Below are 22,499 nucleotides of genomic sequence, written 5' to 3' on the forward strand. Positions count from 1 at the left end.
GGGCCTCAGCGAAAGCGGTCGGGCCGGTCGAGATAATCCCCGACATAGGCCTTCACCGCGTCCTCGAGCGTCGTGAAGCCGCCGTTATAGCCGGCGCGGAGCAGACGATCGACCTCGCTCTGGGTGAAATACTGGTAGCTGTCGCGGATCTGCTCGGGCATGTCGATGTATTCGATGTTGGGCTTGGCGCCGAGTGCGGCATAGGCAGCCAGCATGAGGTCCTTGAAGCTGCGCGCCTTGCCGGTGCCGACGTTGAACAGGCCGGACACCGACGGCGTCGCCAGCAGCCACAGGACGACGCGCACGACGTCGTCGACATAGATGAAATCGCGACGCTGATCGCCGTCCTCGATGCCCTCGCGATGCGACTTGAACAGCTGCACGACGCGACCAGCCCTCACGTCGTCGAAGCGCCGCGCCAGCACGCTCATCATCGAGCCCTTGTGATATTCGTTCGGGCCGAACACGTTGAAGAATTTCAGGCCGGCCCATTGCGGCGGGAGCCGGTCGCCGCGCGCCACTCGTTCGGCGACCGCGAGATCGAACAGGTGCTTGCTCCAGCCGTAGAGATTCATCGGCCGCAACTTCTTCAGCGCCGGCAGCGAGGCATCGTCGTCGAAGCCTTCCGTGCCGTCGCCATAGGTCGCCGCCGAGGACGCGTAGATGAACGGCACCGCATTCATCGTGCACCAGTCCAGAAGGCGCATCGACAGGCGGAAATTGGTCTCGATGACGAGGTCGCCGTCGGTCGCTGTGGTTGCGGAAATCGCCCCGAGATGGATCACGGCCTCGAGCTTGCGGTCCTTCAGCCAGTCCATCAGCTCGGCGGGGGGCACGATATCCACAAGCTGCCGCTTGGCGAGGTTGCGCCATTTGCCTTCGGTTCCGAGGAAATCGCAGACCACGACGTCGCTGCGGCCGGCCTCGTTCAGCGCGGCCACGACATTCGATCCGATAAAACCGGCCCCGCCGGTCACCAGCAACATTCCACCTACCTGCCCGATTTTAAGTGCCCGATCCTGCCGTAGCGCATGATCCGCCAAAGTGTAAGCGGTTTTGGGATTGCTCTTCTGCCGGCTTTACCTGCCGGCCCGGAGCGGCTAACCGAGCCGCCATATCGGCACGTCTTCGGTCCTAATAACGAATGAACATTGATTCGCAACTTGGTGGTGATGCAGACCGGAGCGACACGCGCCCGATCCTGATCGTTCCCTACATGTGGATCGGCGATTTCGTGCGGAATCACACCGTCGTGCGGGTCCTGAAGGAGCGCTGGCCGAACCGGCCGGTCGATCTCCTCACCACGTCCCTGTGCGCCCCGCTGGTCGATTACATGCCCGGGGTGCGCGCCGGCATCGTCTGGGACATGCCGCGCGGCCGGCTGGCCGTCGCACGCCAGTTCGGCTTGGCAGGGCTGCTTCGGAAACGGAACTACGGCACTGCCCTGGTGCTGCCCCGGACCTGGAAGGCGGCGATCGCGCCGGCGCTGGCCGGCATTCCCGAACGGGTCGGTTTCGTCGGCGAGTTCCGGTTCGGCCTGCTGAACCGCTGGCGCTGGGGCGAGAAGAAGCTGCCCCGCTTCATCGACAAGAACGCCGCCCTCGCCCAGCCCGACGGCGCGCCCCTGCCGGCGGAATGGCCGGTGCCGCAACTGCGCGTTCCGGCCGAGGACATCGCCCGCTGGCGCGAGGCCAATGGCCTCAGCGCCCGCGCCGCGGTGGCGCTCGCCCCAGGCTCGGTCGGCGTTTCAAAGCGCTGGACCTATTATCCCGAAGCTGCCCGCCTGCTGGTCGACCGCGGCCTCGAGGTCTGGGTGGTCGGCGGCCCCGCCGAAAAGGGGCTTGCCCAGGAGATCGTCGCCGCCGGCGGCCCGGGGACCGCTGGCGGCCCTGGGACCGCTGGCGGCCCTGGGGTGCGTGACCTCACCGGCACCGATCTGCGCAACGGCGTCCTTGCCATGGCCGCGGCCGGCGTTGCCATCTCCAACGATTCCGGCCTGATGCACATCGCAGCCGCCCTGGGCACGCCGACCATGGGCATCTTCGGTCCCACCAGCCCCTACCTCTGGGCCCCGCTCAACGGCCTCGCCGCGACACTGGTGCAGGACAAGGAAGCGCTGTCCTGCCAGCCCTGCCAGAGCACGGTGTGCAAGATCAACGACCACCGCTGCATGCGGAATATCGCGGCGAGCGAGGTGGTGGGGATTGCGCAGCGGGTGCTGGCGGAGACGGGGGCGAGGGTGACCAGCTGAGCCGATCGGGGCTCGCGGCAATGATGACATCCTGCCACTGTTTTGCCCGACGAGTCAAAATGCGATTCGAAAAATCCGCAATAGATCGAGCTCTCTTGCCAAGCCATTGATTTTGCTGACCCCGCCTACGGTGCATGGGGTTGTTTTCGCAGTTTTTGTTTTGGACCCAGGAGCTGTGCTCAGAGCAGCGGCCGATACACCGCGCCGATGCGCGCCGCTTCAGCGTCGAGGCTGAACTTCTCGAGCACCCGCGCCCGCCCGCGCTCACCCATCGCGGTCGCCGCGGCCACATCGCGCATCAGCAGCTCGAGCGCCGCAGCAAGCGCGTCGGCATCACCAGTCGGGATCAGCACGCCGGTGACACCATCCTCGACGACGAGCTCGGCCGCGCCGGCGCGTGCGGCGACCAACGCGCTGCCCGCGGCCATTGCCTCGATCAGCGTCAGCCCAAAGCCTTCGTTGCGTGAGGTGAAGGCGTAGATCGTCAGCCGCTGGTACCAGCGCTGCACCGCTTCGATCGGCAGCTCGCCGGTGATGACGATGCGCGATTGCAGGCCGGCTGCCTCGATGCGCTTCTTCAGGTCGTTGGCGAAGGGCGTCTGCTCCGGCGTCACTTGGCCGACGATGACAGCGGTGAAATCCGGATAGCGCGGCAGCAAGCGGCACATCGCATCGACGAACACATCGGTGCCCTTCTGCGCGCGCACGCGGCCGAAGCAGCCGATGGCGTAGCGGCCCGGCAGAGCGGCTTCGGCGAAGGCGGCAGTGCGATCGGCCGGCGGCGCATAGACATCGGTGTCGACGCCGTGCGGAATCACCGTCGCCTTCACCTTCAGGAACGAGGCCGAGAGATCCGATGTTGCGATGATCGCGTCCATGCGCCGGATCAGCCAGCGCGTGATCCAGCTGTGATGCCGCTGCGCTGCCGAGGTGAACACGAGCTTGAGCGGCCAGCCGAGCGCGCGCAGCACGACGCCGGCGATCATCTCGTTGTTGCGGCGCGCGTGCCAGATCAGCGGCGCCTTGCGGCGCCAGAGCTTGAGAAAATCGGCAACGTCGAGGCGCGCGATCCCTTCCGGCGCGTCGGAGCCGAACCAGGCGGCGCGGTACAGCTTTGCCAGCCGCGGCGCCACCATCCGGTTGGTCGCGGTGACGCCGGAATAGCGCCTGTGCAGATTTGGCACGATCACTTCGAGATCGCCCTGGGAATTCGCCACGTCACACTCCGTTTCGCAAAGTCCCTATACGCAACATTAAGCATAGTGACCAGTTCAGGCGCGCCGATACCCCCTCTTCACCACGCAAGCGCTAGCCTTGCGCGTTGATCGAAGACGGGTGAGATCATGACTGTGCTAGTCACCGGCGGCGCCGGCTATATCGGAAGTCACACGGTCCTGGCGCTGGCGGAGGCCGGCGAGGACGTCGTCGTGATCGACGATCTCTCCACTGGCTTCTCGGCCTACCTGCCCGAAGGCGTGCCGCTGTTCATTGGGGACGCCGGCGACGAGAACCTGCTCGAAGGCGTGATCGCCCAGCACGACATCGAGAGCATCATCCATTTCGCCGGCTCGGTGGTCGTGCCGGATTCGATGCGCGATCCGCTCGGCTATTACCGGAACAACTTCACGACCGCGCGCAACCTGCTCAACGTCGCGGTCAAGCGCGGCATCGGCCGCTTCATCTTTTCCTCGACCGCTGCCGTCTACGGCAATCCGGACCAGGTGCCCGTGTCCGAGCACGCGCCGACGCGGCCGCTGTCGCCCTACGGCTCATCGAAGCTGATGACCGAGATCATGCTGCACGACGTCGCCGCCGCCTACGGCATGCAATACGTAACCCTGCGCTATTTCAACGTCGCCGGCGCCGATCCGCAGGCGCGCATTGGCCTTGCCACCGTCGGCGCCACGCATCTGCTCAAGATCGCGGTGGAAGCCGCCACCGGCCAGCGCGCCAAGATCGACGTGTTCGGCACCGACTATCCGACCCCGGACGGCAGCTGCATCCGCGACTTCATCCACGTCACGGACCTGTCGCAGGCGCATCGCTCGGCGCTCGCCTATCTGCGCAATGGCGGCGCCTCGACCACGCTCAATTGCGGCTATGGCCGCGGCTATTCGGTGCTGGAGACCATCGATGCGGTGCGCCGGGTTTCAGGCCGCAGCTTCGCCGTGCAATACGCCCCGCGCCGGCCCGGCGACATCATGACCATGGTCGCCGACACCAGCCGCATCCGCAGCCTGCTCGACTGGCGGCCGCAATACGACGACCTCGAGACCATCGCAGCCCATGCGCTGGCCTGGGAGGACAAGCTGTTCCGCGAGCGCCACGGCGAGCTCCGCCACGCCGCCTCGGCCTAGAATCATCCCAAGCGCAAGCCCTTAATTGGGCTTGAAAAACCCGGCTTGAGCGGGCACAGAGGCCCATCGATCCCTGACGCGCGGGCAGGCTTTGTCCTGCGCCGTCAATGGACACCGGATGGCGCAGTTTCCAAAGAAAATCACCGACGATCCCTACGCGGCAGCGGTCCTGATCCGCCGCCTGATCACGGAACAGGGAATCGTCTACTGGCGGCGCTATCTCGTCGCCTTCGCGCTGATGGCCCTCGCCGCCGGTGCGACCGCTGCTGCGACCTACGTCCTCGGACAGGTCATCAATCAAGCCTATGTCGACAAGAACATCCCGGGCATCGCGATGTTCTCTGGGATCACGGTCGCGCTGCTGTTCGTCAAGGGCGTGGCGACCTACGGCCACATGGTGATCCTGACCAAGATCAGCAACGCGATCCTCGCCACCAACCAGCGCCAGCTGTTCGCCAAGCTGATGCGCGAAAGTGTCGGCTTCTTCTCCGAGCGGCATTCCTCCGAGTTCCTGGCGCGGCTGACGGCCGGCGCAAAGTCGATCACGGACGTGCTGAACATGCTGGTCAACGCCATCGGGCGCGACCTCTTGATGCTGCTCGCCATGATCGGCGTGATGGTGTGGCAGGACCCGCTGATGTCGTTCATCGGCCTCGTCGCGGTGCCGCCGGCGATGCTGGTGCTGCGCAAGCTGGTCAAGCGCATCAAGGGCCTCGCCTTCAACCAGTTCACCGGCACTGCCGACATCATGGAGACCATGCAGGAGTCGCTGCAGGGCATCCGCACCGTCAAGGCGTTCACGCTCGAAGAGACCATGCAGAGGCGCATCGACGAGAACATCGCGGTCGTCGAGCGCAACGCCAACAAGATGGCCCGCGTCGCCAACCGCTCCAACCCGCTGATGGAGATGCTGGGCGGCTTCGCGGTCGCGGGCTGCCTGATGTACGGCGGCTACGCCGTGGTCGCGCTCAACGCCACGCCGGGCGCGTTCTTCTCCTTCATGACCGCGTTCCTGATGGCGACCGAGCCGGCCAAGCGGCTCGCCCGCCTCAACATCGATCTCAACAGCCAGCTGGTCGGCGCCCGCATGCTGCTCGAAGTCGTCGACAGCCCCGCGAGCGAGCAGTCCGACGACGACAAGCCGGCGCTGAAGCTGTCCGATGGCCGCATCGAGCTGCGCGACGTCAGCTTCTCCTATCGCTCGGGCGAGACCGTGCTCAACCGCATGAGCTTCGTCGCCGAGCCCGGCAAGGTGACTGCGCTGGTCGGCCCCTCCGGCGGCGGCAAGTCGACCGTGCTGGGGCTGCTCCTGCGCTTCTACGAGGTGACGCAAGGCGACATCGTGATCGACGGCCAGTCGATCTCGTCGGTCTCACGCAAATCGCTGCGCGCCCAGACCGCCTATGTCGGCCAGGACGTCTATCTGTTCCGCGACACGATCCGCAACAACATCGCCTTCGGCAAGCCGGGCGCCAGCGAGAACGAGATCGTCGAGGCGGCGAAGGCAGCCTGCGCGCATGACTTCATCATGGGCTTCCCGCTCGGCTACGACACGCCGGTCGGCGAGCACGGCACCCAGCTCTCGGGCGGACAGCGCCAGCGCATTGCGGTCGCGCGCGCGCTGCTCAAGAACGCCCCGATCATCCTCCTGGACGAAGCCACCGCCGCGCTCGATTCCGAATCCGAGCGGCAGGTACAGGAGGCGATCGAGCATCTGTGCCAGAACCGCACCACCATCGTGATCGCGCATCGCCTGCACACCATCATGCACGCGGACAGCATTCTGGTCGTCGAAGGCGGCGAGATCGTCGAGCAGGGCCGGCATGATGAGCTGCTCCGCCGCGGCGGCCGTTACGCCTCGTTCTTCCGCCTGCAGCATCACGACGCCGGCGCTCTGGCGCCGATCAGCGCAACCGCATAAAGTTCGTTCCACCTCAAGACCAGCGAGACCGCTCCATGAACGCCGCCTCCTACGTCATCCCGCTTCCGCCCCAGGCTTCGCTTCCCGTCGTCGGCGAGAGCGGCCGTTATCCGGTTCGCCGCATCTGGTGCGTCGGCCGCAACTATCTCGAGCACATCCGCGAGATGGGCAATGACGAGCGCGCCCCGCCGTTCTTCTTCGCCAAGCACGCCGACATGCTGGTGCCGGACGGCGCCACCATTCCCTATCCGCCGCTGACCAAGGATCTGCATCACGAGGTCGAGCTGATCGTCGCGATGAAGAGCGGTGGGCTGAACATTGCCGCCGACAAGGCACTGGACCACGTCTACGGCTACGCCGTCGGCATCGACCTCACTCGCCGCGACCTCCAGATCGCCTCGCGCAAGAAGGAGCGCCCGTGGGAGATCGGCAAGTCGTTCGACTATTCGGCGCCCTGCTCCGCGCTGCAGCCGGCCTCGAAGATCGGCCATCCCTCCAAGGGCAAGATCTGGCTGACGGTCAACGGCAAGGAAGCGCAGAAGGGCGACCTCACCGAGCTGATCTGGAACGTGCCCGAGATCATCTGGCAGCTCTCCCAGCAGGTGAAGCTCGCCGCCGGCGACATCATCATGACCGGCACGCCCGCCGGCGTGTCGCAGCTCCAGCCCGGCGACAAGCTCGAATGCGGTGTCGACGGCGTCGGCACGCTGAAGGTGAGCATCGGCCAGCCGGAATAGGGCTCGATATTGTAGGGTGGATTAGCGAAAGCGTAATCCACCACTACAGACGCACGACAACAAAGAACGTCAATTGTTGCTCGCGCCTATTGATGGATTACGCTTCGCTGATCCACCCTACGGGCTACGCGCGCTACCAGGCCTTGACCGGCCGATTGGCATGGCTTGCCTGCGGCACACCGCGATTGAGCGACATGTGCGAATGCACGCACAGCCAGCCATTGCCATTTCTCGAAAACACCATCGTCGCGCGGCCCGGCCGCGCAAAGGTGCTGCCATCGGGATGGTAGCCCGTGCTCGTCCACGGCGCGATCACGGTTGCCATCATGCCGTCCGGTGACGCCAGAACGGAAATCTGATCGAGGACGAAGCGGAAGTCGGCCGTCTTTGGCCAGACGTTGTCCCATTGCGTCTTGACCCATTGATCGAGGCCGGGGATGACGTCGTTGTGGGTACCGAAGGCGAGCACGTCGGGATGGAAGAGCGGCCGCGCCGAGGCATAGTCGACCTCGCGGACATAGCCCGCGAAGGTCTCCAGCCACTCGCGGAAGAGTTGCGTGATCTCTGCGTTCGCGGTCGGCAAGGAACTCATCGCGACGCGCCGATCACCTGATCGCCGACATCACGATGAGGCCCAGGACCAGCGCCGTCAGCGAGTATTTCAGCGTATAGTAGACGTTGCGGTTCCACTCCTTCACCTTGCGGCTGGCGAGGTGGATCTCGTAGAGCTTGCCGAACACCTTGTTGAGCACGCCGACATTCTCGCCGTCGACGTTCTGGGTCGCCGACGCCTTGACGATGTGATGGCTGACCCAGCGGTTGATCGCGGTCATGAAGCCGTACTTCATCGGGCGCTCGACGTCGCAGAACAGGATGATGCGGTTGACGTCGGTCGCATTCTCGGCGCTGTGGATGAAGGTCTCGTCGAACATGAAGGCTTCGCCGTCGCGCCAGACGCATTCGACGCCGTCGACGAGGATCCGGCACTTGTTCGAGTTCGGCGTGACGAGGCCGAGGTGATAGCGCAGCGAGCCCGCGAAGGGATCACGATGCGCGCCCAGTTTGCCACCCGGCGGCAGCATCGCGAACATCGCGCCGTGCACGCTCGGGATCGACTTGAGCAGCTCCACCGTCTTCGGGCACAGCGTGTTGGCCGACGGCAGGAAGTCGTCGTACCATTTCAGGTAAAACCGCTTCCAGCCGCTCTTGAAGAACGAGTAGAAGCCCCAATCGTTGTTCTTCGCTGCCGCGCGGATGAAGCCTTCATCGAACAGGCGCACGGCCTCGTCGCGGATGGTCTCCCAGTTCTCGCTGAGCGGCTTCAGCTCCGGAAACTGATCGACCGAGATCACCGGCCTGTTCGGCACTGCCGAGCCGGCGTACATCAGCACGTTGTAGGGCGCGAGATAGGTCGAGTGGTCGCCGAGCTGGCGCGCGAACCGCAGCCGCTGCTTGCCGCGGAAGTGAACGTAAATCGTCGAGGCGGCAAGCACATACAAAATGACGAGCTGCGGCGCAAAAAGCTGTTTCAGCATTTCCCCAATCCCAAGTGATCCAGCCGGGGTGTCGTGTAGCCCGAGGAGGCCCAAGCGGCAAGATATTCGCCGGTGGGTTGCAATCACGCCGGAGAGAGCAAGGGGACGGAACTTGGGTCAAACTGGCCGAAACGAGCCGAATCAGACCCGCGACAGCGCCTGCAGGCCCTTGAAGGTCAGGCGCTTGGGGTCGGTGACGCCGGCGAGGTAAAGCCGGCGGATGAAGGCGATGACGGCGTCGCGGTCGCAATCGGTCAGCGCGACGACGGCGTCGACCGCTATTCTCTGGGCTTCCATTGGGCTCACCTCGGCCTTGCGAGTAACCCCGGCCGAGACAGGCTAGGACTCATCCGTTAAATCGGCGTTAACCGTTGTGGAAGCGTCGCCGATTCAGCCGCCCCGCCGTATACGCAAAACAACGCATTGCGCAGGCGTGAAGCGGCTCAGCGCGCCTTGATGCTCTGCTTCAGCAGCGCGAACTGCTTCTTCAGCCGGGGCACGGCGAAGTCGGTGAAGGCGCGCACCTTGGGCACCGAAAGCCGGCCCTGCGGACAGATCAGATGCGCAGGCATCTCCGGATCCTTGTCGCCGGCAAGCAGGATCTCGAGCTCGCCGCGCGCGACCTGCTCGGCCACCTGGTACGAATACATCCGCGCCACGCCGCGCCCGGCCACAGCGGAGGCCACTGCCGCATAGGTGCTGTTGACGACGAGCCGCGGAGTGAACTGCACGGTGCGCGGCGCCGACGAGCCCGCCTGCGGCGCAAAAGTCCAGGAATTCGGCAGATGCGCCATCGCGACGATCTGGTGCTTGGCGAGATCACCCAGCTCAGTGATGCGCGGATGCTGTTTCAGGTAACGGGGAGCGGCCACCACGACGCGGCTGATCCCGCCGACCCGCATCGCCACCATCGCCGAGTCCGCCAGCGGACCGATGCGAAGCGCGATATCGACGCCTTCCTCGATCAGATTGACCGCACGGTCGAACAACAGGAGTTTTGCCGACACGGTCGGATAGGCGTCGAGGAATGCGTCGAGGATCGGCCGCAGCACCATCTCTCCCGAGACCACCGGAGCGGTGATCGTGAGCAGACCACGCGGTGCCGTGCGCGGTCCGGCCGCGATGTCCTCGGCTTCCTCCAGCTCGGTGAGCACGCGGCGGCAGATCGCGACATAGCGCTCGCCCTCCTCACTCAGCTTGATCGAGCGTGTCGTTCGGTGCAGCAGCTCGGCGCCGACCCGCTCTTCCAGAAAGGCGATGGCACGGCTGACGGCTGCCGGCGAGCGGCCGAGCTTGCGTCCTGCGGCAGCGAGGCTTCCCTCGTCCACCGCAAGGACGAACACCTTCATCGCGTCCAGACGATCCATGCGCTCGCCGCAGCCCCCTGAGATTTCGGCTGAAAGCTAGGCGTTTGCGTCGGCTGCGACAACCTCCGCAAGGATCGATCCGGCATTCGTTCGCGCTGCGAAAGAGTGTCTGCCGGGCAGCGGATATTCGCAAGTATGCCGCCGCAGCGTACCTCAACGCCCCCAGGCCAGCCGCTGCTGGCGCAGGTTTTCAAGCCCACAACAGGAGTCCGTCATGGGTATCGAGCAGAAGGTCGCCATCATCACCGGTGCATCGCAGGGTATCGGCGCCGCCCTGGTTCAGGGTTTTCGCGATCGCAACTACCGCGTCGTCGCAACGGCGCGCTCCGTCAAACCGTCGAGCGACGAAGACGTCCTCGCCATTGCCGGCGACATCGCCGACCGAGCCACCGCCGAGCGCGTGGTCTCGCAGGCCGTCGCCCGCTTCGGCCGCGTCGACACGCTGGTCAATAATGCCGGCATCTTCGTCGCGAAGCCGTTCACGCAGTACACGGCCGAAGACTATGCGGCCGTGATGGGCACCAACGTCGCCGGCTTCTTCCACATCACCCAGCTCGCCATCGCCGAGATGGAGAAGCAAGCGTCCGGCCATGTCGTCCAGATCACGACCACACTGGTCGATCAGGCCAATTCGAACGTGCCGTCGGTGCTGGCCTCGCTGAGCAAGGGCGGGCTGAACGCCGCGACCAAGTCGCTCGCGATCGAATACGCCAGGCGCGGCATTCGCGTGAACGCGGTGTCGCCCGGCATCATCAAGTCGCCGATGCATCCGGTCGCGACGCATGCCCAGCTCGGCGCACTGCACCCGGTCGGCCGTATGGGCGAGATGCCCGACATCGTCGATGCCGTGCTCTATCTCGAGGGCGCTTCCTTTGTCACCGGCGAGATCCTGCATGTCGACGGCGGCCAGAGTGCCGGCCACTGAGAGGAGGAGAACGACAATGCCCATCGTCACCATTCAAGTGACCCGCGAGGGAACGACGCCGGGTTCGGCGTCGCTCACGGCGGAGGAGAAGGCCGCACTGATCAAGGGCTCGAGCGAGTTGCTGCGCCACGTGCTCGGCAAGCCGCTCGAGTCCACCTTCGTCGTGATCGAGGAAGTCGACACCGACAATTGGGGCTGGGGCGGCCTGCCCGTGCAGGAATTCCGGCGCCGCCGCGCCAACCAGACAGGATGATCCGAGCGCCGTTGCGCGCTGGAGGATGACATGACCAACGCAAGTACCAAGCAACATCTGGAGACCCGGCTGCATCCGCAGCCGGGATCAACGTCGCAGGCAACCTGGCGATATGCGGTGGCGGGCTTGTCCGCATCGCTGGTCGGACTCGGCCTTGCCCGCTTTTCCTACACGCCGCTGTGCCCCGACCTGATCGCGGCGAAATGGTTCACGTCGGCGGCGCGGCGGTGCTGGCACTGGCAATCGATCTCGGCCGCGCCCTGATCGTCCTCGCAGATCCTGAGCGCGATGATGGCAGGCGACCGGCATCACCTGGCACTGGGCTTTGTCATGCTTTGAGCAAGCGACCTCAGCAACTCGGCTTGCTTCAGGACCAACTCACATTGCTTTCGCGCATGGGTGCCCGACAGCTCAACCAACTCCGCCAGCGTTTTTGCACGGCCTAGCTCCCGCGCATACTCCAAGGTCGCGCCCGCATTGATCTTCATCAGTTCGAGCACGACGGTGCGACACTCGGCTGCCGTTCCAATCGCGTCGATGAGATCGCTTTCCGCGACGACGGTTCCATTGGCCTCTGAACTCACACTGGCCAGCCGTGACTTTGCGAGGTCGTTGGCGTAGTTGAGCGTAGCGCTCATGCCGTCCAAAGCGCGGGCTTGATACTCCTTGGCCATGTCCACGATGAGATCAGTGGTGGTACTGCTCGGAGGTTCAGGTCTTGCAACGATGACGCTGGCCGCCTCTTGTGCCGGAACAGTCATCGGAGCAGGCGCTTCTTGCGCGATCTGCGGCGCTTCCTGGGGGAAGACGGCGACTGGGCCCGGCGGCATGGCCAAGCCCTCGTCGACCGCACGGCTCACTTCCGCCGCCAGTTCCAGCAGCGAGCGACGCCCGGTGCGTCCAACGTCAGCAGGCAGCTTTGAGCGCGCGTTTCCCATAATCGTCCGACTCCTCGGCCAAGTGCGCCGCGATCCAACCCCACAAACTTAAAATTTCGTCCGAAGCTTTGCCCGCCGGTGCGAACTCCGTCACGCCCAACCCTGCTCCGAGCGCATCCTGGTGATCGTTACGCTGCGCAATAAACGGGAGCGCAAGCACGCCGAGCGAGCTTAGCGATGTGGCAGCTTCGCTCAGCCGGCACCCCCGCGTCGGCGTCTGATTGAGGATGAAGGCAAATCGGCGGTTGAGCCTGCGAATGGCGATCAGTGTAGGAATTGCGGCTTCGATATCGGCCGGGCTCGGGCGCGCCGGGATGAGACAGAGATCCGCGCAGGCGATGACGCGCAGCGCCAGGCTGTTGGTCGTGGCAGCTGTGTCGATGATGGCAAGCCAGACGCCTTCGGCCTTCAGGCGCGTGATCAACGGATCGATCTCGGCAGGATCCGTAACGCGCTCGACGCGGGGAGAGGGATGATCGCGGCGCTCTTTCCATTTCGAGATCGTACCTTGCGCGTCCGCCTCAATGAGAGCGACGCGCTCAGCGCGCTGCGTTGCTGCCACCGCCAGTCCAACGGACAGCGTACTCTTGCCGCTTCCGCCTTTTTGCGTGACCAGGGCAAGGACGTGCATGTCCCGCGCTCCCCTTAAGACGGCAACGACGCGGAACTCAGACGTTGTCGGAAATAAACTTCTTGCAGCGCAAAATTACTACCGCAAGTCGCGATTCGTCTCAAGCGAACGCGATGCAATCCCGGTATCCTACTTAGCAAGTTCAGGAATACTGCATCACGCCGTCGTCGATCCGGCCGAAGCGCAAGGAGACGATGTCGAGCGCGTAGTTCTGGTGGAGACGCCACGGCCGCTTCGAGCCCTGCTTCGGCATTTTGGCGATCGAGCGCTGCACGTAGCCGGAGGTGAAATCGAGCGAAGGCTGCGCGGTGATGGTGAAATCGTCATTGTGCGGCATGCACTGGCGGAAATTGTGCCGGTCCATGTAGTTGATGAGGCGGCAGACATATTCGCAGGTGAGGTCGCATTTCAGCGTCCAGGACGCGTTGGTGTAGCCGAAGGCGGAGGCCATGTTCGGCACATCGGCATACATCATGCCCTTGTAGGTCAGCGTGTTGGCAAAATCGACGGAGCGGCCGTCGACGCTGACCTCGAGGCCGCCGACGACCTGGAGCACAAGCCCGGTCGCCGTCACAATGATGTCGGCGGCGAGCTCGCGGCCGTCCTTGAGGCGGATGCCCTCATGCGTGAAGGTGTCGATCTCGCTGGTGACGACGCTGGCGCGCTGCTCGCGGATCGCCTTGAAGAGGTCGCCGTCGGGCACCAGGCACAGCCGCTGGTCCCAGGGATTGTAGCGCGGCGTGAAATGGGTCGCGACGTCGTAGTCCGGGCCGAGCGCCATCTGCACGCCTTTGAGGATGAGGTCCTTCACCTTCGCCGGCCGGCGCCGGCTGAGCTGGAAGAAGAACATCCCCCACATCACGTTGCGCCAGCGGATCAGGTGATAGGCAAGCTGCGCCGGCAGATTGCGGCGCAGCTTGTTGGCGAGGGGATCCTGCGCCGGGCGCGACACCACATAGGTCGGCGAACGCTGCAGCATGGTGACCTGCGCCGCCTTCTTGGCGAGCTCCGGCACCAGCGTCACCGCTGTCGCGCCCGAGCCGATCACGACGACACGCTTGCCCGCGTAGTCGATGTCCTCGGTCCATTTCTGCGGATGCACGATGCGGCCGGCGAAAGCAGCGGCGCCCTTGAACTCCGGTGTGTAGCCCGCCTCGTATTTGTAATAGCCCGAGCACAGAAACAGGAAATTGCAGGTGAAGCACACCAGCTCGGCCGTGCCCTCGCCCGTGATGCGCTCGGCCTCGACGGCCCAGCGCGCATCCGGCGTCGACCACGCCGCACGCTTGACGCGGTGGTGGAAGCGGATGTGCTTGTCGATGCCGTTCTCGCTGGCAGTCTCGCGCACATAGTTCAGGATCTGGGGCCCGTCGGCGATCGCCTTCGGATCGGTCCACGGCTTGAACGAATAGCCGAGCGTGAACATGTCGCTGTCCGAGCGGATGCCGGGATAGCGAAACAGGTCCCAGGTGCCGCCGATGCAGTCGCGTCCCTCGAGGATGACGTAGCTCTTGGTGGCGCACTTGGTCTGAAGATGATAGCCGGCACCGACGCCGGACAGGCCGGCACCGACGATCAGGACGTCGAAATGTTCTTTGGTTTCGGCCATGGCGTTTCTCCTGTCACAGGATGGCAGCGCCACGCCAAATTGCAACCGTCAGGTCGCTGCAGCGACCACACACGCCGTATCGAAATACTCGTAGAACTCAACGGCTTTGCCGTCCTTGAACCGCCAGTAATCGATCTTCGGCGTCTCGGCGGTCTTGCCCGTCTTCTTGTTGATCCAGGCCGTCGAGCCGCGTGCGACGACTGCGTCTCCTTGCGCGATATACTCGTCGATCGTGTAGTGCTGCATGGTCCACTCGGAAAGCAGCCGGTCGAAGTATTCGCGCAATTCCTTGCTGTCGCGATACTGCTTGGCGAAATCGAGCGGCGCGACACCCCGCGACACCGATGCAAAATTGACGTTCGGGGCGACGACGGCGTCGAACCAGTGATCGACGCTGCCCCCACGACTTTCATGCCAGAGCCGATACGCCTCTTTCAGGATGTCGACATTCGCGGCTTCATTGGACATCGCATTCCTCCATAATGCTTTCGGTATCTGACAATACGCGTACGGAAATGGCCGCCCGCTGCAAAAGTGGCAGGCTTGTTTTGGCTCTACCTGAAAGGTATCAGACAGTTGGATAATAAAAAAGGCCCCGGATTGCTCCGGGGCCTTGTATCGCAAATGCGTGCGATCTCAGTACCGGTAATGGTCCGACTTGTACGGACCTTCCTGCTTCACGCCGATATAGTCGGCCTGGTCCTTGCGCAGCTCGGTGAGCTTGACGCCGATCTTGGCGAGGTGCAGGCGGGCGACCTTCTCGTCGAGGGTTTTCGGCAGCACGTAGACTTCCTTCTTGTACTTGCCGTCCTTGTTGTTGGCGAACAGCTCGATCTGCGCCAGCGTCTGGTTGGTAAAGGACGCCGACATCACGAAGGACGGATGGCCCATCGCATTGCCCAGGTTCACGAGGCGGCCCTCCGACAGCAGGATGATGCGGTGCTTGTCGGGGAACTCGATCTCGTCGACCTGCGGCTTGATGTTGGTCCACTTCAGGTTACGCAGCGACGCGATCTGGATCTCGTTGTCGAAGTGGCCGATGTTGCAGACGATGGCGCGATCCTTCATCGCGCGCATGTGCTCGATCGTGATGATGTCCTTGTTGCCGGTGGCGGTGACGAAGATGTCGGCGCGCGGCGCGGCGTCTTCCATGGTCACGACCTCGTAGCCTTCCATCGCGGCCTGCAGCGCGCAGATCGGATCGACTTCCGACACCATGACGCGGCAGCCTGCCTGGCGCAGCGAGGCGGCCGAGCCCTTGCCGACGTCGCCGAAGCCGGCGACCATCGCGACCTTGCCCGACAGCATCACGTCGGTGCCGCGGCGGATGCCGTCGACCAGCGATTCACGGCAGCCATAGAGGTTGTCGAACTTCGACTTGGTGACGCTGTCATTGACGTTGATGGCCGGCCACAGCAGCGTGCCCGCCTTCTGCATGTCGTAGAGGCGATGCACGCCCGTCGTGGTCTCCTCGGACACGCCCTTGATGCTGTTGGCGATCCCGGCGAAGTAGCCCTTCGGCTTTTCCTTGAGCTGCTTCTTCAGAAGCGCGAAGAAGACTTCCTCTTCCTCGGAGCCGGGCTTGTCGAGGAAGGCGGTGTCGCCATTCTCGGCGCGCAGACCGAGATGGACATACATGGTGGCGTCGCCGCCGTCGTCGAGGATCATGTTCGGGTGACCGCCGCCGTGCCAGTCGAACAGCTTTGCGGTGTAGTCCCAGTAATCCTTCAGCGTCTCACCCTTGACGGCGAAGACGGGAATGCCGGCGGCGGCGATCGCAGCGGCAGCATGATCCTGCGTCGAATAGATGTTGCAGGAGACCCAGCGGATGTCGGCGCCGAGCGCGGCGAGCGTCTCGATCAGCACGCCGGTCTGGATCGTCATGTGCAGCGAGCCGGCGATGCGCGCGCCCTTCAGCGGCTGCTTCGGGCCGTACTCCTCGCGGGTGGCCATCAGGCCGGGCATCTCGGTCTCGGCCAGCGAGAGCTCCTTGCGGCCGAACTCGGCGAGCGAAATGTCCTTGACGATGTAATCGGTGAAGCCGGGCTTCGCGTTCATGAGAGGTTCCTGTTTGTTTGGCTCGTCATTCCGAGGCGCTCGTCAAACGAGCGACCCCGGAATCCGTAAGGTTCGAGATTCCGGGATCGCCGCTGTCGCGGCGCCCCCGGAATGACGCAAGGACTAGAGCGCGCGCTTGAGCTGCTCGACGAGGTCGGTCTTCTCCCAGGAGAAGCCGCCCTCGTTGTCGGGCGTGCGGCCGAAATGGCCGTAGGCCGAGGTGCGCGCGTAGATCGGGCGGTTGAGGTCGAGATGGCTGCGGATGCCGCGCGGGGTGAGGTCCATGGCCTTGGCGGCGGCCTTCTCGAGCTGGTCCTCCGACACCTTACCGGTGCCGTGGGTGTCGATGTAGATCGACAGCGGGCGCGCCACGCCGATGGCGTAGGCAAGCTGCAGCGTGCAGCGGTCGGCAAGACCGGCGGCAACGATGTTCTTGGCGACGTAGCGCGCGGCATAGGCCGCGGAGCGGTCGACCTTGGTCGGATCCTTGCCGGAGAACGCGCCGCCGCCATGCGGGGCCGCGCCGCCATAGGTGTCGACGATGATCTTGCGGCCGGTCAGTCCGGAATCGCCGTCGGGACCGCCGATGTAGAACTTGCCGGTCGGGTTGATGTGCCAGATCGTCTTCGGGGTGATCCAGTCCTTCGGCAGCGCCTCGCGCACATAGGGCTCGACGATTTCGCGGACCTGGTTCGAGGTGAGGTCGGGAACCAGATGCTGGTGCGAGACCACGATCTCGCGCACGCCGACCGGCTTGCCGTTCTCGTACTGCACGGTGACCTGGCTCTTGGAGTCAGGACCCAGCACCTTCTCCTTGCCGGAATGGCGGGCTTCGGAGATCAGGCGCAGGATCTTGTGGGCGTAGAAGATCGGCGCCGGCATCAGATCGGGCGTCTCGTTGGTGGCGTAGCCGAACATGATGCCCTGGTCGCCCGCGCCTTCTTCCTTGACCTCGCCCGGCTGCAGCGCGTCGACGCCCTGCGCGATGTCGGCCGACTGCGGATGCAGGAGGATCTCGATGTCGCAGGTCTTCCAGTGGAAGCCTTCCTGCTCGTAGCCGATGTCCTTGATCGCGCCGCGCACGACGCTCTCGATCTGCTCGTTGGTCACCGACTTCGGGCCGCGGGTCTCACCGGCGATCACCACCTTGTTGGTGGTCGCGAGCGTCTCGCAGGCAGCGCGGATCTGCCAGGGGTCGATGCCCGCCTTCGGCCCTTCACGGTAGAACAGGTCGACGATCTCATCGGAGATCCGGTCACAGACCTTGTCCGGATGGCCCTCGGACACGGACTCGCTGGTGAAGAGATAGGACGCGCGCATCAGTAACCCCTTGTTCCGCCGCTAGCCGGCGGGCGTTTGCGATGTTTACTTTTGGTGATGTCAATCACGCCGACGCGAGATGACGTAGGATTCGTCGAGAAACCAGAGCCCATTGTACTTTCGCAGCACGTCCCTGGCGGCATCCAGAGTGCGGCCGTTTTGAGTCATTTCTGTCAATCGGTCGTCCTCAATCTGAGCGACATACACCGCCGCATTCCACGCTGCAAAGGCCGTCGAGGTCCCGATGGTGCCCGTGACCTCGTTGGGCAGCGCTTCCATATCATACCTGAAGATCGAACGGTTATCCGCGTATGCATTAAAATTTAAGTCGCGGCCCACCGATCCAAGTTCATACTTAACTGCACGCAGTAGCTCATGACGGCTGACCGAGAAAGGATTTTCTCCAGGCCAGATCGCCTGGATCATTTCCATGCCCGGATCCTGCCCATGGGAGTGGATTCCGATCAGCCTGCCGCCCGGCCGAAGCGCCCGCGCCAGCGGTGCAATGATCCGCTTGGCCCGGAAATTGACCGATGACAGGGCCCGGTAGGGCTGGGATGCGATGACGAGGTCGAAATTGGCCTCAGTCTGGCCCGGCCGCGGAATGGTCGAATCGAGCAGGAACCGGTGGTCCTCGCGATAGAGCACGAGGACGACCGGCCGCTCGTAGAGCGGCATGGCCGTGCGTGGGCTGATCGCAGCGCGCCAGTTCTGCTCCAGAAAAGGCCTCAGCTCCGCGATCTGCTGCTCGAACTCGCCCGACGAAGCGCCGCGGAGCGGCACTTCGTGCCAGACGGTGGCAGCCGCCGCAGCAGGCGAAGCCGGCGTCAGCCAGGGCGCCTCCGCGTAAAACATGTTGGTGAACACGAACACCGATGCCGGATGCTCGAAAATGCGGTCCGGCACCTTCTCCAGCGTCAGCCGCAAATCCTCCAGGCTGAGCTCCTTGCCGGCGACGTAGAACGGCATGTGCGGAAAGCGCTGGTGCGTTGCGCGCAGCACCCGCGCCAGCACCGTGCCGTCGCCGACGCCGGCATCGAACAGGCGAAGCGCCGGCGGGCGCGGATGGATGGAGGCGAGCTCCAGCGCGACGCGATCCGCGATCACCCGCTTTTCGCTGCAGGTGTGGACGAACAGCAGGTATTTCTGGCGGTTCTCGAAGAAGCGGAAATTGCCGCGCGGATCGCGCTTCTCGGGGGGCACCTGAAGTCCCCGCGGCGGCGGCACGCCGCCGGCCATCGATGCGGCCATGTAGGCCTGGATCCGCTCCAGCGTGTCGATGGTGATGCGCTTTCCCTCGCGCAGGCGATGCACCAGCTTCCCATCGTTCACCGCGCGCCGGCCGAACGTCGATTCCGCCATGTCCGCCTTGCGGCAGAAGTCGGTGATCTGGCTCAGGATTTCGTCGTTCTTCATGAGTGGGATGTCAGTGGGCAGGAAGGTTGGGACCAATCTCCTAGCAAATTCTGCCCACCCAGGGAATAGCGGATGCGAGAGCCCGATGCTCACCGGGGTGCGGTGAACCCCTGCACCTCGCCGGGCAACAAACAAGCGCTTCTCCTCTCGCATGAGACCACCACCATGCGCCGCCTCCTCGTCACGCTCAGCCTGCTCATCCTCGCGCACTGGTCCGTGCCGGCGGTGGCCCAACCGCGCAACCAGCTCGGCCCGCTCTGCACCACCGAGACCACGCCGGCGGACAAGATGGTCGACGCCTGCACCAAGATCATCGCGCTGAAGGTCTTCAAGGGCGAGCAACTCGCCACCGTCTATTTCTGGCGTGCGGTTGGCTGGAACAAGAAAGGCGATTACGCCAAGGTCATCGCCGATGCGACGGACGCGATCCGGCTGCAGCCGAGCCAGGCGGCCTACAATCTGCGGGGATCGGCCTATTACGACAAGGGCGAGTACGAGATCGCAATCAGCGATTTCGACGATGCGCTGAAGCTCGGCCCGCCCAGCGGCACCATCTTCCACAATCGGGGCAACGCCTGGCGCGGCAAGCACGATTATGCCAAGGCGATCGCCGACTACGACATGGCGATCAAGGCCGATCCGAAATCGGCGTTCTCGTTCCAGAACCGCGGCATCTCCAAGGAAGCGCTCGGAGATCTCGACGGCGCGCTCGCCGACATCAACCAGGCGATCCGGCTCGATCCCTCGCTGCCGCAGCCACTGATCAACCGCACCGCGATCTGGCGCGCCAAGGGCGATCTCGATCGCGCCATCGCCGACGGCAGCGAGGCGATCCGGCTCGCCAAGGAGAAGCCTCCGGTCAACATCATGACGCCGCCGAACAGCGTGCTGATCTCCGGCTACATCCATCGCGCGCTGGCCTATGAAGCCAAGGGCGACTACGCCCGTGCCGGCGAGGACTACAAGGCGACGCTGGCGATCGTGGCATCCGACGCCGGCAGCAAGGCCAACCAGGCCACCGCGAAGGTGCGCCTGTCGCTGCTGACGGAGCCGGCCGCGCCGATCCCGCGCGATGCGCCGTCCCCGACGACGCAGCCGTCGCCATTGCCTGCTCCGCAGCAGACCGGCGCGGCACCGACACCATCGCCGGCCCCGGCCGGCCGCGGCACGCGCATGGCTTTGGTGATCGGCAATGGCGCCTATACCCATGTCAAGGCGCTGCCCAATCCCCCCAACGATGCGCGCGCGGTCGCCAAGAGCCTGCGTGACATCGGCTTCAGCGTGTCGGAGGGCGTCGATCTCGATCGCGCCGCGATGCAGAAGATGACGCGCGACTTTCTTCGCGCGGCTGCCCGGGCGCAGGTGGCATTGGTCTATTATGCCGGCCATGGCGTGCAGGTCGACGGCCGCAACTATCTCATTCCGGTCGACGTCGCGCTCAAGCCGGGCGCGAGCCTGACGGAAGCGATGATCGACATGGACACGATCATGGCCGGCCTCGACGACCAGGTCCGCACCAACATCCTGATCTTCGATGCCTGCCGCAACAACCCGATGGCGCAGCAGGTCGCATCTGCCGGAAACAATCGCGGCATCGAGGGCGCCTCGGGCCTCGCCGCGCCGACGAGTCTCGGCACCGGCGCGACATTGGGGGCCGGCACGCTGATCGCATTCGCCACCGCGCCGGGCCAGGTGGCACTCGACGGCGAAGGCGCCAACTCCCCGTTCTCCGCCGCCCTGTCGCGCCATATCGGCACGCCCGGGCTGGAGGTGCAGCAGATGCTCACGCGGGTGCGGGCCGAGGTGGTCTCGACCACGAAGAACAAGCAGGTGCCGTGGTCGAATTCGTCGCTGCTGGGTGAGGTCTATCTGGCGGAGAAGTGAATTCTATCGTGCCACGGACGTAGCGCAGCGGTTCTTCAGCGGTGCGCTGCAGAGCCGGGGCCCACACCCACCCTGCGGCAGGTGTAGCAGGGTGGGTCCCGGCTCTGCGCAGCAACGCAAGAGCGTTGCAGCGCGTCCGGGACACGCGCGAGCCTTGACGGCGGAGACTTACTGTCCCCACACTTCCTTCGCGATCTCGACCGCGAGGCTGAGCTTGGCCCACTGCTCCTCCTCGGAGAGGATGTTGCCCTCCTCCGTCGAGGCAAAGCCGCATTGCGGCGACAGCGCGAGCTGCTCCAACGGGGCGAACTTGGCGGCTTCTTCCAGACGGCGCTTGATGTCATCCTTCTTCTCGAGCTCGCCGAACTTCGAGGTGATGACGCCGACCACGACGACCTTGTTGCCCTTGGGCAGGAAGCGCAGCGGCTCGAAGCCGCCGGCGCGATCGCTGTCGTATTCCAGGAAGTAGCCGTCGTAATTGGTGCCGGCGAGCATGGTCTCGGCAACAGGCTCGTAGCCGCCCGAAGAAATCCAGGTCGAGCGGAAATTGCCGCGGCAGACATGCGTCGTCACCACCATGTCGGCCGGCTTCTCCGCCAGCGCGTAGTTGATGATGCGGGCATAGATCTGCTGCAGGCCATCCGGGTTATCGCCGCGCTCGCGCGCCTTCTGCAATTCGTCCTGCGAGCACAGATAGGCCCAGACGGTATCGTCGAACTGGAGATAGCGGCAGCCGGCGTCATAGAACGCCTTGACCGCCTTGCGGTAGGTCTTGCCGAGATCTTCGTAGAAGGCGTCGAGATCGGGATAGACGTCCTTGGAGATCGACTTGCGCCCGCCGCGGAAGTGGAGCACCGCCGGCGAAGGGATCGTCATCTTGGCGGTGACGTGGGCCTGATCGGCGACCTTTTTCAGGAAACGGAAGTGGTCCAGCATTGGGTGACTGTCGGGAAAGTCGAGCTTGCCGATGACGCGGACCGCATCGTGACGGGTCTGCACGCCCGTGAACTGGATGCCGGTGTCGGGGTGAAACAGCTCGCAGCCGGTGAGCTTGGCCAGGAAGTCGAAATGCCACCAGGAGCGGCGGAATTCGCCGTCGGTCGCGAGCTTCAGCCCGATCGAGGCCTGCTTGTGCACGACCTTCTCGATCTCCATGTCCTCGATCTTGCGCAGGTCGTCGGCCGAGATCTCGCCCTTCTCCAGCCGGCTACGGGCTTCCTTGATCTTGGGCGGACGCAGGAGGCTGCCAACCTCGTCGGCACGGAAGGGGGCTTTGGTTCGCTGCATGTGTCACTCC

The 22,499-nt window shown here is 64.5% G+C and carries 22 protein-coding genes; 8 read left to right on the plus strand and 14 right to left on the minus strand.

The window, feature by feature from the left end:
• Nucleotides 1-5: 5 nt before the first annotated feature.
• Nucleotides 6-986: an ADP-glyceromanno-heptose 6-epimerase gene (gene rfaD, locus XI05_RS20980; protein ID WP_271505261.1), complete on the minus strand. Its 981-nt coding sequence runs from the start codon at nucleotides 984-986 to the stop codon at nucleotides 6-8.
• A 158-nt stretch (nucleotides 987-1,144) separates the two neighbouring features.
• Here rfaD and waaF point away from each other — a divergent pair, with 158 nt between their 5' ends.
• A complete protein-coding gene (waaF, locus tag XI05_RS20985; protein ID WP_271505262.1) occupies nucleotides 1,145-2,251 on the plus strand; it encodes a lipopolysaccharide heptosyltransferase II in 1,107 nt (368 codons plus the stop codon).
• A gap of 179 nt (nucleotides 2,252-2,430) precedes the next feature.
• On the opposite strand, the gene XI05_RS20990 is transcribed toward waaF, so the two are convergent.
• The gene (locus XI05_RS20990) at nucleotides 2,431-3,468 is read right to left on the minus strand and encodes a glycosyltransferase family 4 protein (RefSeq protein WP_271505263.1); all 1,038 of its coding nucleotides are present in this window, start codon (nucleotides 3,466-3,468) and stop codon (nucleotides 2,431-2,433) included.
• Nucleotides 3,469-3,594: 126 nt separating this feature from the next.
• Here XI05_RS20990 and galE point away from each other — a divergent pair, with 126 nt between their 5' ends.
• From galE to XI05_RS21005, 3 genes are all read left to right on the plus strand, one after another.
• A complete protein-coding gene (galE, locus tag XI05_RS20995) occupies nucleotides 3,595-4,608 on the plus strand; it encodes a UDP-glucose 4-epimerase GalE (RefSeq protein ID WP_172785305.1) in 1,014 nt (337 codons plus the stop codon).
• A gap of 118 nt (nucleotides 4,609-4,726) precedes the next feature.
• Nucleotides 4,727-6,529: an ABC transporter ATP-binding protein gene (locus tag XI05_RS21000; protein WP_271505264.1), complete on the plus strand. Its 1,803-nt coding sequence runs from the start codon at nucleotides 4,727-4,729 to the stop codon at nucleotides 6,527-6,529.
• A gap of 35 nt (nucleotides 6,530-6,564) precedes the next feature.
• On the plus strand, nucleotides 6,565-7,266 hold the full coding sequence (locus tag XI05_RS21005) for a fumarylacetoacetate hydrolase family protein (protein ID WP_271505265.1): 702 nt from the start codon (nucleotides 6,565-6,567) through the stop codon (nucleotides 7,264-7,266).
• Between the two features lie 133 nt (nucleotides 7,267-7,399).
• Here the strand turns inward: XI05_RS21005 and XI05_RS21010 are convergent, their stop codons facing one another.
• From XI05_RS21010 to XI05_RS21025, 4 genes are all read right to left on the minus strand, one after another.
• Nucleotides 7,400-7,858: a YybH family protein gene (locus tag XI05_RS21010; RefSeq protein ID WP_271505266.1), complete on the minus strand. Its 459-nt coding sequence runs from the start codon at nucleotides 7,856-7,858 to the stop codon at nucleotides 7,400-7,402.
• A gap of 13 nt (nucleotides 7,859-7,871) precedes the next feature.
• Complete coding sequence (locus XI05_RS21015) at nucleotides 7,872-8,801, minus strand: aspartyl/asparaginyl beta-hydroxylase domain-containing protein (protein ID WP_271505267.1); 930 nt, start codon at nucleotides 8,799-8,801, stop codon at nucleotides 7,872-7,874.
• A 141-nt stretch (nucleotides 8,802-8,942) separates the two neighbouring features.
• Entirely contained in the window at nucleotides 8,943-9,098 is a 156-nt protein-coding gene (locus tag XI05_RS21020; RefSeq protein ID WP_199198727.1) for a hypothetical protein, read from the minus strand.
• A 146-nt stretch (nucleotides 9,099-9,244) separates the two neighbouring features.
• Nucleotides 9,245-10,168, minus strand: a complete 924-nt coding sequence (locus XI05_RS21025) for a LysR family transcriptional regulator (RefSeq protein ID WP_271505268.1) — start codon at nucleotides 10,166-10,168, stop codon at nucleotides 9,245-9,247.
• Between the two features lie 214 nt (nucleotides 10,169-10,382).
• Here XI05_RS21025 and XI05_RS21030 point away from each other — a divergent pair, with 214 nt between their 5' ends.
• From XI05_RS21030 to XI05_RS21040, 3 genes are read left to right on the plus strand one after another with little or no spacing between them, the layout of a single operon-like run.
• Nucleotides 10,383-11,093, plus strand: coding sequence for an SDR family NAD(P)-dependent oxidoreductase (locus tag XI05_RS21030; RefSeq protein ID WP_271505269.1), 711 nt, complete (start codon nucleotides 10,383-10,385; stop codon nucleotides 11,091-11,093).
• Between the two features lie 16 nt (nucleotides 11,094-11,109).
• Nucleotides 11,110-11,346, plus strand: coding sequence for a tautomerase family protein (locus XI05_RS21035; RefSeq protein WP_271505270.1), 237 nt, complete (start codon nucleotides 11,110-11,112; stop codon nucleotides 11,344-11,346).
• Nucleotides 11,347-11,376: 30 nt separating this feature from the next.
• Nucleotides 11,377-11,610 (plus strand): YbfB/YjiJ family MFS transporter, encoded by a 234-nt coding sequence (locus XI05_RS21040; protein WP_442869301.1) that lies wholly within the window; start codon nucleotides 11,377-11,379, stop codon nucleotides 11,608-11,610.
• A gap of 44 nt (nucleotides 11,611-11,654) precedes the next feature.
• Here XI05_RS21040 and XI05_RS21045 read toward each other — a convergent pair whose 3' ends face one another.
• From XI05_RS21045 to XI05_RS21075, 7 genes are all read right to left on the minus strand, one after another.
• Nucleotides 11,655-12,284 (minus strand): phasin family protein, encoded by a 630-nt coding sequence (locus XI05_RS21045; RefSeq protein ID WP_271505271.1) that lies wholly within the window; start codon nucleotides 12,282-12,284, stop codon nucleotides 11,655-11,657.
• Nucleotides 12,253-12,915: a ParA family protein gene (locus XI05_RS21050; protein WP_271505272.1), complete on the minus strand. Its 663-nt coding sequence runs from the start codon at nucleotides 12,913-12,915 to the stop codon at nucleotides 12,253-12,255. The genes XI05_RS21045 and XI05_RS21050 overlap by 32 nt, the downstream gene beginning before the upstream one ends.
• 142 nt (nucleotides 12,916-13,057) lie before the next feature.
• Nucleotides 13,058-14,524: a flavin-containing monooxygenase gene (locus XI05_RS21055; RefSeq protein WP_271505273.1), complete on the minus strand. Its 1,467-nt coding sequence runs from the start codon at nucleotides 14,522-14,524 to the stop codon at nucleotides 13,058-13,060.
• 48 nt (nucleotides 14,525-14,572) lie between these two features.
• Complete coding sequence (locus tag XI05_RS21060; protein ID WP_271505274.1) at nucleotides 14,573-14,992, minus strand: nuclear transport factor 2 family protein; 420 nt, start codon at nucleotides 14,990-14,992, stop codon at nucleotides 14,573-14,575.
• 168 nt (nucleotides 14,993-15,160) lie between these two features.
• Nucleotides 15,161-16,582, minus strand: a complete 1,422-nt coding sequence (ahcY, locus tag XI05_RS21065) for an adenosylhomocysteinase (protein ID WP_271505275.1) — start codon at nucleotides 16,580-16,582, stop codon at nucleotides 15,161-15,163.
• 123 nt (nucleotides 16,583-16,705) lie between these two features.
• Entirely contained in the window at nucleotides 16,706-17,902 is a 1,197-nt protein-coding gene (gene metK / locus XI05_RS21070) for a methionine adenosyltransferase (protein WP_057749239.1), read from the minus strand.
• A 60-nt stretch (nucleotides 17,903-17,962) separates the two neighbouring features.
• The gene (locus XI05_RS21075) at nucleotides 17,963-19,318 is read right to left on the minus strand and encodes a hypothetical protein (RefSeq protein ID WP_057028724.1); all 1,356 of its coding nucleotides are present in this window, start codon (nucleotides 19,316-19,318) and stop codon (nucleotides 17,963-17,965) included.
• Between the two features lie 165 nt (nucleotides 19,319-19,483).
• Between XI05_RS21075 and XI05_RS21080 the strand changes: the two genes are divergently transcribed.
• Nucleotides 19,484-21,202 (plus strand): caspase family protein, encoded by a 1,719-nt coding sequence (locus XI05_RS21080; protein ID WP_271505276.1) that lies wholly within the window; start codon nucleotides 19,484-19,486, stop codon nucleotides 21,200-21,202.
• 168 nt (nucleotides 21,203-21,370) lie between these two features.
• Here the strand turns inward: XI05_RS21080 and XI05_RS21085 are convergent, their stop codons facing one another.
• Nucleotides 21,371-22,489: a cobalamin-independent methionine synthase II family protein gene (locus XI05_RS21085; RefSeq protein WP_260379977.1), complete on the minus strand. Its 1,119-nt coding sequence runs from the start codon at nucleotides 22,487-22,489 to the stop codon at nucleotides 21,371-21,373.
• Nucleotides 22,490-22,499 lie beyond the last annotated feature (10 nt).

The sequence above is a fragment of the Bradyrhizobium sp. CCBAU 11357 genome, from assembly GCF_028128865.1.
GTDB lineage: Bacteria > Pseudomonadota > Alphaproteobacteria > Rhizobiales > Xanthobacteraceae > Bradyrhizobium.